The organism is Nocardioides okcheonensis (assembly GCF_020991065.1).
GTDB lineage: Bacteria > Actinomycetota > Actinomycetes > Propionibacteriales > Nocardioidaceae > Nocardioides > Nocardioides okcheonensis.
Genome location: NZ_CP087710.1, coordinates 1,484,028 through 1,496,904, shown reverse-complemented (window position 1 = coordinate 1,496,904; position 12,877 = coordinate 1,484,028). Strand labels below are relative to the sequence as shown.

Annotated in this window: 7 protein-coding genes; 6 read left to right on the top strand and 1 reads right to left on the bottom strand. The window is 73.2% G+C overall.

Features of this window, described 5'->3' with window-relative positions:
* The first annotated feature begins 9 nt into the window (after nt 1-9).
* From LN652_RS07100 to ettA, 6 genes are all read left to right on the top strand, one after another.
* The gene (locus tag LN652_RS07100) at nt 10-4,914 is read left to right on the top strand and encodes a metallophosphoesterase (RefSeq protein ID WP_230443975.1); all 4,905 of its coding nucleotides are present in this window, start codon (nt 10-12) and stop codon (nt 4,912-4,914) included.
* An 85-nt stretch (nt 4,915-4,999) separates the two neighbouring features.
* Nucleotides 5,000-6,118, top strand: a complete 1,119-nt coding sequence (locus LN652_RS07095; protein WP_230443974.1) for a PrsW family intramembrane metalloprotease — start codon at nt 5,000-5,002, stop codon at nt 6,116-6,118.
* Entirely contained in the window at nt 6,115-7,920 is a 1,806-nt protein-coding gene (locus LN652_RS07090) for a dynamin family protein (protein WP_230443973.1), read from the top strand. The genes LN652_RS07095 and LN652_RS07090 overlap by 4 nt, the downstream gene beginning before the upstream one ends.
* Before the next feature lie 41 nt (nt 7,921-7,961).
* Nucleotides 7,962-9,617, top strand: a complete 1,656-nt coding sequence (locus LN652_RS07085) for a YfjP family GTPase (RefSeq protein ID WP_230443972.1) — start codon at nt 7,962-7,964, stop codon at nt 9,615-9,617.
* A gap of 407 nt (nt 9,618-10,024) precedes the next feature.
* Nucleotides 10,025-10,483 carry a single-stranded DNA-binding protein gene (locus LN652_RS07080; protein ID WP_230443971.1) on the top strand — a complete coding sequence of 153 codons (459 nt, stop codon included), beginning with the start codon at nt 10,025-10,027 and terminating at the stop codon, nt 10,481-10,483.
* Nucleotides 10,484-10,577: 94 nt separating this feature from the next.
* Nucleotides 10,578-12,260 carry an energy-dependent translational throttle protein EttA gene (gene ettA / locus LN652_RS07075; RefSeq protein ID WP_230443970.1) on the top strand — a complete coding sequence of 561 codons (1,683 nt, stop codon included), beginning with the start codon at nt 10,578-10,580 and terminating at the stop codon, nt 12,258-12,260.
* 122 nt (nt 12,261-12,382) lie between these two features.
* Here ettA and LN652_RS07070 read toward each other — a convergent pair whose 3' ends face one another.
* Entirely contained in the window at nt 12,383-12,871 is a 489-nt protein-coding gene (locus LN652_RS07070) for a MarR family winged helix-turn-helix transcriptional regulator (protein WP_230443969.1), read from the bottom strand.
* Nucleotides 12,872-12,877: the final 6 nt, after the last annotated feature.

The following is a 12,877-nucleotide window of genomic DNA, read 5'->3' as shown; positions in this document are numbered from 1 at the left end:
GGTTCGACCATGCCGTCCGTCAGGTCGTTCTTGACCCCTGCCCTCCGTGGCCTCGCACCCGCCGTCCTCGCTGCCGGAGCCGCGCTCCTCGCCTCTCCGGCCCACTCCGAGCCGGCCGCGCCGGCGCCGCCGGCCGTCTTCGTGTCGGAGGTGCTGCCGGACAACGGCACCCACACCTTCACCGACCCGGGCGGCGTGACCCGCACCAGCACGCAGGACAACTTCGAGTTCATCGAGGTCGCCAACCCGACCGACGCCGACGTCGACCTCGCCGACGTCACGCTCGTCTACCACGGCACGGCCACGCTCACGCTCGGCGCGGGCTCGCCCCGCACCGTCCCCGCGGGCGGCGCCCTCGCACTCTGGCTGCAGTACGGCACGGGCGACGGGTGGAGCGCCAGCAGCCCCAACTCGTCACTCTTCACCGATGCCGACTTCCGGCGCCACCACGGCATGGACCCAGACACGCCGGTCGGCCACGTCACCGGCCAGGCCGGGCTGGCCAACAGCGGCACGAGGAACGTGGAGGTCCGCGACGCGTCGGGGGTGCTCAGCCGCTCGACCTACGTCGCGTCGAGCGACGTCGGGCCCGGGCAGGCGGCGCACTACGCGACGCCAGCCGTCGGTGCGGTCGACGCGCCCGTGTTCGCCTCCAAGGCCGCGCCGAGCCCCGGTCGACTCGACCCGGGCCAGGGCGTCACGGCACCTCCGCCGGACACCGGCGTCCCGACCCAGCCGCCGGCGCCCCCGACCGACCCGGACCTGCGAGCCCCGATCCTGCAGGTCACGGAGGTCGCGCCGGACACAGCCAACGTCGACGGGAGCGACGCCTACGAGTTCGTCGAGGTGTACAACGCCTCCGACCGGCCGGTGGACTTCCGCGACTTCACCCTCTCCTACCTCTACATCGACGCCAACGCAGTCGTCACCAACCAGGCGTTGTGGCCCGCCACGCCGCGTGACCCCGTCATCGAGCCCGGTCGGACCCTGGTGCTGTGGGTCCGCAACGCGGCCAACCAGGCGCTCGGCCAAGACGACTTCAACGCCGCCTACGACGCCGACCTGACCCTGGGCGAGGACCTCGTCGGGGTGCGCTCCTCCGGCATGGCCAACGGCGGGCTGCGCGGCATCCAGGTGATGACGAACACCGGGATCGACACGAGCACCACCTACTACTTCGACGACGCCCAGACGACGGCGACGACCGCCCTGCAGTACGCCTGGAACCCCGCGGCGTCCCCTGACCACCTGTGGGTCCCGCAGCCGAGCGACGGAACGGTGCAGACCCTCACCGGGCTGGCGACGCCGACCCCCGGCTACACCCGTCCCGCGCAGGTGCCGGACGGCCTGGTGCAGACGCCCACCGTCGACGCGGCCCCGGTCATCGACGACCTGACCGGCGGCCCCCTGCTGCCGCAGACCGACGACCTCACCCTGGGCTTCGACGTGCAGGACGACCACCAGGTCCGCACGGCGGAGCTCACCCTCGCGACCGACGTCGGGGACCCGGTCACCCGGTCCCTCCGCTTCGAGTCCCCGGGCCGGTTCGTCCACACGGTCGCGTCGGTCGACCTCTACGGCAAGCGATGGGTCGACTACACCCTCGAGGTGTCCGACGGCACCCACACCACGACCCTCGGACCGGTGCGGGTCGACCTCGCCCCGGGGCCGCAGGCGCCGGTGCGGCTGAACCACGCCGACGGCGACTTCCTGGTCGGGACCGCGCCGCTCACCGCGACCACGGACGGCGACCCGGCGGACCTTTCGCTGGCCGTCGACGGCGAGGCGATCGGCGACGCGGTGCCGTCGCTCGAGGCGTCGCCGCGCTTCGCCTTCGAGGCGACCAACACCGACGCGTTCTTCCGCAACGGCGTGAAGATCGGCGACGAGGTCCTCGGGATCTTCGACGAGGGCTTCTACGAGCGCACCGAGACCGTCGCCGCCGACGTACCGCTCGAGGACGTGGCGCGCGGACGGCAGGTGACCGTGGGCATCTACGCGGGCACCAAGGCGTGGCCGGACCCCGACCCGGACGAGAACAACGACGACTTCACCGCCATGGACCCGCGCCTCGCGCTGCCCGACGGGCGCGTCCTGCGCCCGGTCGCGTGCGCCGCCGCGGGCGAGGGCCAGGACCCCAGCCCGCGGGCGTGCCCGGACCCGGGGACCGGGATCGCGTTCTCCGACGCCTCGCAGGTCTACTTCCTCGCGACCTTCGACGTCCCGGACGACGCGTTCGACTCCGTGCTGCACCAGTGGGACACCGCGGCCGTCGCCGACGGTCCGCACGAGGTGACCGCGACCTCGGCCGCGGGTGCGGCCCGTCGCACCGTCGTGGTCGACAACTCCGCCCCGGAGATCACCTCGTCGATCGCGGACGGCGCGAAGATGCGCGGGTCCTTCGACGTCGACGCCTCGGCGACCGACGCGGGCTCGGGCCTGGAGTCGCTGGTCGCCACGCTGGACGGCGAGGAGGTGACCCTCCCGCACCCGACCTCCTCGGTCGACCTCGAGCCGGGCGCCCACGTCGTCGAGCTCACCGCGGTGGACGCGCTCGGCAACGCCCGCACCCGCACGATCGGCTTCACCACGCCCGAGGAGCAGCCGTCGGCCGCGCTGATCGCCCCCGCGGACGGCGCCGAGCTCGAGACGGGGGACGTCACGCTCGAGGCCACGCCGACCGACCCCGAGGGTGACGTCCTCGACGTGGAGCTGCGTCGCGGTTTCCACCTCGATGCCGACGACGAGGGCGTGACCGCCAGCGCGGGCACCACCCACGACGCAGGCAGCGTCGTCCGCGACGGTGCCACGCTCCTCACGGCCGAGGAGCTCGAGGCGATCGGCACCGCCGATGGGCTCGCGGCGACGACCAGGTCCGACGACCTCTTCCCCTTCCAGCTCTACACCGTGGAGGTGCCCGAGGATGCGGGCGACGACTTCACCGCCCGCATCCACTGGTCCGGCTCGGCCAACGCCGAGGCGCGGATCGGGCTCCACGTGCTGGACGTCACCCGGGGCGTGTGGGACGAGGTGGACGAGCACCTCACGACGGGTGGGGCGCCGACCGAGTTCGTGCTCGAGGCACTCGTGCCGGCCGCGGACCACGTCGAGGACGGGCGGATCACCGTGCTGGTGCAGCACTCCGAGGGCTTCACGACTCCCGGCCAGAGCGACCGCGGCGACCAGGTGACGCCCTACTCCGCCAAGGGCGTGACGCCCCGCGGCCAGTACGACTTCACGGTCGCCTGGGAGTCGGACACGCAGTACTACAACCAGAACCCGGACTTCCACCGGCACCAGAGGGCGATCCACGACTTCCTCGTGCGCCAGCGGTCCGGCCTCGACCTGCAGTACCTCATGCACACCGGCGACATCGTCAACGACTGGGACCAGCCGGCCCAGTGGGAGCGCGCCGACGCGGCCTACCGCGACCTCGACGAGGCCGCGATCCCCTACGGCGTCCTCGCCGGCAACCACGACGTCGGGAACCAGCGCAACGACTACGGCCCCTACGGTCGGTGGTTCGGCGAGGCCCGCTACGCCGCGAACCCCTGGTACGGCGGATCGCACGAGGACAACCGTGGCCACTACGACCTCGTCAGCGCGGACGGTGTCGACCTGATGGTCGTGTCGATGGGATGGGGCGCCGGCGACCCGCAGGTCCGCTGGATGAACCGGGTGATCCGCGAGCACCCCGAGCGCAAGGTGATCCTCAACCTGCACGAGTTCATGCTGACCACCGGTGGGCTCGGGCCCGTGCCCCAGCGGATCATGGACGAGGTGGTCGCGCCGAACCCCAACGTCATCGCCGTCGGCTCCGGTCACTACCACGACGCCTACACCCGCACCGACGAGATGGACGACGACGGCGACGGCGTCGCGGACCGCACGGTCTACTCGATGCTGTTCGACTACCAGGGGCTGCCCGAGGGCGGTCTCGGCTACCTCCGCCTCCTGCACTTCGACAACGAGGGCGGCCGCATCGTCGTCCGCACCTACTCGCCGTCCCTCGACGACTTCGACTCCGACGACCCGTCCCTCGACCAGGTGCACCAGGAGTTCGAGATCCCCTACGCGGCCTCGGGCCTGCAGGCGCGGACGAAGCAGCTCGCGACCGACGAGCTCAGCATCGACATCCTCACTGCGGAGCCGGTCGCGTCCTTCGACGACGTCGCGAGCGGCACCCCGCTCGAGACGACGTGGAACGTCGAGGCGGGCCGCCACGGCTGGTACGTCCGGACGGCCGACCCGCACGGCGCCGTCGACCACTCGGCCGTCCACTCGTTCACGGTCGCGGAGCCGACCGTCCCGACCCCGACCCCGACGCCGACCCCGACGCCGACCCCGGTGCCGACGGCCACCCCGACCCCGGTGCCGGGAGCCGTGGTGCCGGGGACCCCTCGGCTGTCCGGCACGGCCCGGGTGGGCGAGACCCTGACCGTCGACCCCGGCTCCTGGGCACCCGGCACCACGTTGGCGTACGCCTGGTACGCGGACGGCGAACTGCTGGCCGGGGAGCGCGCTCAGACGCTCGACCTGCGCGCGCGGCACCGTGACCTGCAGATCAGCGTGACCGTCAGCGGAGCGGCCGCCGGGCTCTCGTCGAGCGCTGCCTCCGTGGTCGACGACCGGCGCGTGCGGCCGGGGCGGCTCGCGGCGAGCAGGCCGCGGATCACCGGCGTGCCGGTGGTCGGTCGGGTGCTGCGGGTCGATGTGGGGGAGTGGACCGACGGGGCCCGGCTACGCGTCGTCTGGCTCACTGCCGACGGGAGGAGGGTCGGCGCCGGTGCACGGCTCGCCCTGCGCCCCGCGCTGAGGGACGAGCGGATCAGGGTGCGGGTCGTCGGTCGCCTGCGCGGGCACACGACCGTGAGGCGGACGAGCGCCCCCACGCCCGAGGTGCGTGCTCGCTGAGGAGAGGCGCCCTGCCACCCCTCCGAGGGTGGCAGGGGTGCGCCGATCGCGGGGGCGTCGGCCCTGCTCCGTTAGGGTCGGGGCCATGCACCGGGCCCGCCGCGACAGTGTCGCCTTCACCATCCTGGTGGGCACGCTCGTGCTGCTCGGCGGCATCGCGATGGCCATCGTGGTCGGGCTCTCCGGCGCACCCGGTTCACTCGCGCTCGCGGCGGTGCTGGCGGCGGTGCCGGTCGGCCCGCTGGTCGGCTGCTTCATGTGGCTCGACCGCTACGAGCCCGAGCCCCGGAGCCTGCTGGTCGCGGGCCTGCTGTGGGGCGCGTTCGTGGCCACGGCCGCGGCCCTCGTCTTCCAGGGCATCGGCATCGCCGGCGGCACGAGCGAGCGCGACAGCCTCGCGGTCGTCGCCCCGGTCACCGAGGAGGCCACCAAGGGTGCGTTCCTGCTGCTGCTCCTGTGGTGGCGGCGCCACGAGCTCGACGGGGTGCTCGACGGCATCGTCTACGCCGGCATGGTGGGCGTCGGCTTCGCCTTCACCGAGAACATCCTCTACCTCGCGGCCGCCTACGACGGCACCGACGGGCTCGGCCCGGGCGGCACCACCGCGCTCACCGTCACCTTCGTGCTGCGCTGCCTGATCAGCCCGTTCGCGCACCCCTTCTTCACCGCGTTCATCGGCATCGGCGTCGGCCTCGCGATCGCGTCGAGGCGCACCTGGGTGCGCCTGCTCGCCCCGCCCGCCGGCTTCGCCGCGGCGGCCGGGCTGCACTCGGCGTGGAACACCTCGACGCTCTCCGGCACCGGTCACTTCTTCGTCGTCTACGGCACCCTGATGCTGCCCGCGTTCGTCGCCGTCGTGGCGTTCGCGGTCTACCGGCGCCGCTCGGAGCGCCCGCTGCTCGCCGCCGCGCTCCAGGACGCCGCGGACCGCGGCCTGCTGCCGGCCACCGACATCCCCTGGCTGGTCGACCTGCGCGCCCGGCGCCACGCCCGTCGGTGGGCCCGGCACCAGGGTGGCCCCCAGGCCGAGCGCGCGATGCGCGCCTACCAGGCCGCGGCGATCGAGCTCGGCTACCTCCACCACCGCTACCTCCGCGGCACCGCCCCCTCCGACTTCGCGGTCCGGGGCCAGGAGCACGTCGTGGAGCTGCGGACCATCCGCCCCTACATCTCCTTCCCCGGACAGGTGGTTCCGACCCGATGAGCGACTCCGACGCGGACCAGACCTCCGACCAGACCCCGTTCCCCGGTCGCCGCACGCCCGACTCGACGACCGCGATGGTGACCGCGCTGGTGCGGCTGCGCGGCTCGCTGCAGGAGGCCCGGCTGCCGCTCGACCTGCCGGGCGCCGAGGAGCAGCGCACGGCCCGCGCCGAGATGGTCGACCAGCTCGAGGACTACGTGATCCCGCGCCTGATGACGCTGGACGCGCCGTTGCTCGCGGTGGTCGGCGGCTCCACCGGCGCCGGCAAGTCGACCCTGGTGAACTCGCTGGTCGGCACCCGCGTGACCATCCCCGGCGTGCTCCGGCCCACCACCCGCTCGCCCGTCCTGGTGCACCACCCCGACGACGCCAAGTGGTTCGGCCAGGACCGGCTGCTCCCCGAGCTCGAGCGGGTCACCCGCCAGACCAACGACCCCGACGCGCTCCAGCTGGTCGCGTCCCCGGCGATGACGCCCGGCCTCGCGATCCTCGACGCCCCCGACATCGACTCGGTGGAGGAGCGCAACCGGATCCTGGCCGCCCAGCTCCTCGCAGCCGCCGACCTGTGGCTGTTCGTGACCTCCGCCGCCCGCTACGCCGACCAGGTCCCGTGGGAGTTCCTGCGCAAGGCCGCCGAGCGGTCCGCGGCGGTCGCGATCGTGCTCGACCGGACGCCGCCCGAGGCGGTCGACACCGTCGCCGCCCACCTCGCCCGGATGCTCGCCAGCCGCGGGCTCAAGGACTCGCCGCTCTTCACCGTGCGCGAGGGCGAGGTCTCCGAGATGGGCCTGCTCCCGTCGTCCGCGGTCGTGGAGATCCGCTCCTGGCTGCAGGCGCTCGCCGACGACCAGGACGCCCGCGCCGCGGTGGTGCAGCAGACCCTCGACGGCGCGGTCCGCACGCTCGCACGGCGTACGCACTCGGTCGCCGACGCCGCGACCGAGCAGACGGACGCGGTCCGCCGGCTCCGCGAGGACGCCAACGCGGCCTACGACCGCGCCGTGGCCGCGATCACCGAGGCCTCCGCCGACGGCACCCTGCTGCGCGGCGAGGTGCTCGCGCGCTGGCAGGAGTTCGTCGGCACCGGTGAGCTGCTGAAGTCGCTGGAGACCCGGGTCGGCTGGATCCGCGACCGGGTCGTCAACGCCGTCAAGGGCAAGCCGCAGCAGGCCGAGCGGGTCACCGTCGCGGTCGAGTCCGGCCTCGAGACGCTGGTCCTCGAGCACGCCGAGGCGGCCGCCGAGCGGGCCGAGGCGTCGTGGCGCTCGACCGCCGCCGGCCAGGCGCTGCTCGCGGACGCGGGCGAGGACCTCGGCCGCGCCTCGCGCGACTTCCGCCGCCGGACCGAGCGCGCCGTGCGCGACTGGCAGGGCGACGTGCTGGAGATGGTGCGCGCCGAGGGCTCCGACAAGCGGTCCACGGCCCGATTCCTCGCCTTCGGCGTCAACGGCCTCGCGGTGGCCCTCATGGTGGTGGTCTTCGCCCACACCGGTGGCGTGCTCGTGGGCGCCGAGGCCGGCATCGCGGGCGGGTCGGCCGTCCTGGGCCAGAAGCTGCTGGAGGCCGTCTTCGGCGACCAGGCGGTGCGCTCGCTCGCCGAGCGGGCACGGCAGCGGCTGGAGGCGTCGGTGACCGACCTGCTCGACGCCGAGCGGCGCCGCTACACCGACCTCCTCGACAGCCTGGACGTCCAGCCGGAGGCGCCGGAGCGGATGCGTTCGGCCGCCCGCAAGGTCGACGACCTGCGCTATGCCGCAACCCACACCCCCTCGGGTTCGGACACGGGTGGCGACGCCCCCTAGGGTTGAGGGAAGCAAAGTCCACCGGGTGCAGTGAGGGAGTCATGACGTCGTTGCTCGAAGGGGCCAAGAAGCTGGTCACCAGGAGCTCGGACGTCGGCGCCCGGGTCGACGGGCTCGAGCGCGCCGCCGCCGCCTCCCGCGGGCGCGTGGACGACGCCGTCGTCGACGCCGCGCAGGCGGTCGCGGACCGTGCGGCCAGCCGGCTGCGGCTCTCCGCCGACCACACGGTCGTGGCGCTGGCCGGGGCCACCGGGTCCGGCAAGTCCTCGACCTTCAACGCGCTCACCCAGCTCGAGCTCTCCGCGGTCGGCGTCCGTCGCCCGACGACCTCCTGGGCCACCGCCTGCGTGTGGGGCAAGGAGGGCGCCGAGGAGCTCCTGGAGTGGCTCGGCATCCCCGCCCGACACCAGGTCACCCGCGACTCGATGCTGTCGAAGGCCGACGAGGACGTCGAGATGCGCGGGGTGGTCCTGCTCGACCTCCCCGACCACGACTCCACCGAGGTCTCGCACCACCTCGAGGTCGAGCGGCTGGTCCAGCTCGCCGACCTGATGGTCTGGGTCCTCGACCCGCAGAAGTACGCCGACGCCGCCATCCACGACCGGTTCCTCAAGCCCCTCGCCGGGCACAGCGAGGTGATGCTGGTGGTGCTCAACCACATCGACACCGTCCCGGAGGACCGTCGCCCGTCGATGGTCGAGGACGTACGCCGCCTGCTCGAGGCCGACGGCCTCGCCGGCGTGCCGGTCGTCCCGGTGAGCGCGCGCAACGGCTGGGGCGTCGACGAGCTCCGCGCGATGATCGTCAAGCGGGTGGCGGAGAAGAAGGTCACCCGGTCGCGCCTCGAGGCCGACGTCCGCACCGCCGCCGAGCGGCTCCAGGAGGCCGTCGGCACGGGCAAGCCGCCGACCCTGTCGAAGGAGCGCGTCGCGGCGCTCGACGACGCGCTCAGCGAGGCCGCGGGCGTGCCCACGGTCGTCCGGGCCGTCGCCGACTCCACCCGCCTGCGCGCCAACCGCGCCACCGGCTGGCCGGTGACCGCCTGGTTCTCGCGGCTCAAGCCCGACCCGCTCAAGCGGCTCCACCTCGACCTCGGGTCCGCCGGCAAGGAGCTGACCGGCGCGGCGCGCACGTCGGTGCCGAAGGCCACCGGCGTCCAGCGCGCCCGGGTCGACACCGAGGTGCGGGCGCTCGCCGACCAGGTGGGCGAGGGGATGGCGCCGTCGTGGGCGAACGCGGTGCGCTCGGCGTCCGTGTCGCGCCTGCCCGACCTCACCGACCGCCTCGACCGGGCGGTGGCCTCCACCGACCTCGGGGCCGACCGGATCCCGGCGTGGGCCGGCGCGGTGCGGGTCCTGCAGTACGTCCTGATCCTGTCGGCGATCGTCGGGGCCGGCTGGCTGGCGCTGCTGTCCCTCGGCTCCTACGCGCGCCTCCCCGAGCCGCCGACCCCCGACGTGGGTGCCTTCCCGCTGCCCACCCTGCTGCTCGTCGGCGGCATCGTGCTGGGGCTGCTGCTCGCGCTGGTCTGCCGCTGGCTGGTGTCGCTGACCGCGCGTGCGCGGGCCCGCGCCGCCGACAAGCGGCTGCGCGACGCGATCTCGGCCGTGTCGGACGAGGTCGTCGTCGCGCCGGTCCGGGCCGAGCTGGCGTCCTACGCCGAGGTGCGCGAGGCGCTGGCCACCGCGCTGCGCTGACGCGGCTGCGCGGCCGTCGTCCCGGACGCCGCGGTCCCGGCCTGCGCTGTCGGCCTGCGCTGCTGGCCTGCGCTGCTGGCCTGCTCTCCCTGCCTGCTCTCCCTGCCGGCGCTCTCTGCCTGCTCCCAGAGAACTGCGGCCGGACGACACCCTCGGACCGGCCTGGGTGGTCGTACCGCCGCAGTTCTCCTCGCGCCCCCGTCGCTGGCCAGGGCGCGCGACCGAGGTGAGCGTGCGCCGGCGCCGACGCGGGGCGGGCCGCGGGCCGGGCCACCGGGCGTCCACAGCCGCGCCTCCGGACACCCTGTCCACAGGCGGTAGGCCCTCCGCCCACCCCGTGTCGGCGAGCGCGGCCAACCTTGTCCCATCGCGGCGGACCGGCCGCCGCCGAGACGAGGAGACCGCCCATGTTCGACGACACCCAGATCACCCTCACCGGCCTGGTGGGAGGTCACGTCACGCTGCACGAGCTCTCCGGGGACCGCTGCGTGGCGTCGTTCCGGGTCGCGTGCACGCCCTCCTACTTCCGCGACGGGGCGTGGGTGCGCGGCGCCGTGACGTGGCACACCGTCAAGGCCTGGAACCGGCTCGCCCGCAACGTCGCCGCGTCGGTGCGCAGCGGTGAGCCGGTGATCGTCCACGGCCGCCTGGTCGCCGACTCCTGGGAGCGCGAGGGCCGGCCGCAGACGTCCGTCGAGGTCGTCGCCACCTCCGTCGGCCACGACCTCACCCAGGGGACGACGGTCCTCGTGCGGCCCGGGCAGCAGGCCGCCACCGCACCGACCTCCCAGGAGACCTCCCAGGAGACCTCCGAGGAGGCCTCGCAGGAGATGTCCGCAGGGGCGGACGAGCCCCGGGCTGCCTGACGCGTCGGCCCGCGGGTCGTGCAGGTCTCAGCCGGCGGTCGGGGGTCGCGGTGCGATTGTCGGTGCGGGTGCGCCGCACCGTAGGCTCGCCCGCATGGCTGAGTACGTCTTCACGCTGCGCAACGTGCGCAAGGCCCACGGTGACAAGGTCGTCCTCGACAACGTCACCCTCTCCTTCCTCCACGGCGCCAAGATCGGCGTCGTCGGACCCAACGGTGCCGGAAAGTCCACGCTCTTCAAGATCATGGCGGGCCTCGAGCACGCCAACAACGGCGACGCGATCAAGGACCCCGAGGCCACGGTCGGCATGCTCCAGCAGGAGCCGCCGCTGACCGAGGGCAAGACCGTCCTCGAGAACGTCGAGGAGGCCGTCTCCGAGCTCAAGGGCAAGATGAAGCGCCTCGAGGAGGCGTACATGGAGATGGGCGAGCCCGACGCCGACCAGGACGCCCTGATGCAGGAGACCGGCGACCTCCAGACCGAGCTCGACAACGCCAACGCGTGGGACCTCGACAGCCGCCTCGACCAGGCCATGGACGCGCTTCGCTGCCCGCCGCCGGACGTGCTCGTCGACAACCTCTCCGGTGGTGAGCGCCGCCGCGTCGCGCTCTGCAAGCTGCTGCTCGAGCAGCCCGACCTGCTGCTCCTCGACGAGCCCACCAACCACCTCGACGCCGAGTCGGTCCAGTGGCTCGAGGGCCACCTCAAGACCTACCCCGGCGCCGTCATGGCGATCACCCACGACCGGTACTTCCTCGACAACGTCGCCGAGTGGATCGCCGAGGTCGACCGCGGCCAGATCCACGGCTACGAGGGCAACTACTCCACCTACCTCGAGACCAAGCGCGACCGGCTCAAGGTCGAGGGGCAGAAGGACGCCAAGCGCGCCAAGATGCTCGAGAAGGAGCTGGAGTGGGTCCGCTCCAACGCCAAGGCCCGCCAGACCAAGAGCCGCTCGCGACTCGCGCGCTACGAGGAGATGGCGGCCGAGGCCGACCGGATGCGCAAGATCGACACCTCCGAGATCAACATCCCCGCGGGCCCGCGACTCGGTGACATCGTGCTCGAGGCCGACGACCTGGAGAAGGGCTTCGAGGGCCGCACCCTCATGCACGACCTGTCGTTCAAGCTCCCGCGCGCCGGCATCGTCGGCGTGATCGGCCCCAACGGTGTCGGCAAGACCACGCTCTTCCGGATGATCACCGGCCAGGAGGAGCCCGACGCGGGCGACCTCAAGGTCGGCCAGACCGTGAAGATCTCCTACGTCGACCAGACCCGCGGCGGCATCGACCCCAACAAGAACGTCTGGGAGGTCGTCTCCGACGGCCTCGACTTCATCAAGGTCGCCAACTTCGAGATGAACAGCCGCGCCTACGTCGCGTCGTTCGGCTTCAAGGGCCCCGACCAGCAGAAGAAGGCCGGCGTGCTCTCCGGTGGTGAGCGCAACCGCCTCAACCTCGCGCTGACGCTGAAGATGGGCGGCAACATGCTGCTCCTCGACGAGCCCACCAACGACCTCGACGTGGAGACGCTGTCCTCGCTCGAGGACGCGCTGCTCGACTTCCCCGGCTGCGCCGTGGTCACCTCCCACGACCGGTGGTTCCTCGACCGGGTCGCGACCCACATCCTCGCGTGGGAGGGCGACGACCAGGACCCCGCCAAGTGGTTCTGGTTCGAGGGCAACTTCGCGTCCTACGAGGAGAACAAGATCGAGCGACTCGGCATCGACGCCGCGCGGCCGCACCGGGTCACGCACCGCCGCCTGACCCGCGACTGACGCACGCGGACGACCGCCCGAGAAGAACTGCGGCCGCACGACACCTCCGAGCCTGGCTCGGACGTCGTGCGGCCGCAGTTCTCTCCCCGTCGGTCGAGGAGGGACGAAGTCCCGGGGACCGGCTAGCGGATCTCCGACTCGGGGTGCCGGGCGACGAGGTGGTCGGCGATCCGGTCGAAGACCCGGCCCACGGCGGCGAAGTCCTCGCCCGGCACCAGGTCGACGACGTTGCGGCGCACGCTCTCCACGTGGCACGGCGCGGCGCGGACCAGCAGGTCGTAGCCCGCCTCGGTCATCGTGGCCACGACGCCGCGACCGTCCTCGGGCGTCGTGCCCCGGGTGACGTAGCCGGCGCCCTCCATCCGCGCGATCGTGTGGGTCACGCGGCTGCGGGAGTGGGCCATCGCGTCGGCCAGCTGGGCCATCCGCATCGCCCGCCCGGGACGCTCGGAGAGCCGGACGAGCACCTCGTACTCGGTCAGCGACATCCCGAACTCCCGGCTCAGGTCGTCGTCGAGACGCTCCATCAGCAGCGTCATCCCCATCATCAGCGCACGCCACGAGCGCTGCTGGTCGGCGTCGAGCCAGCGGGGCTCACCCTCGGAGGTCATGCGTCC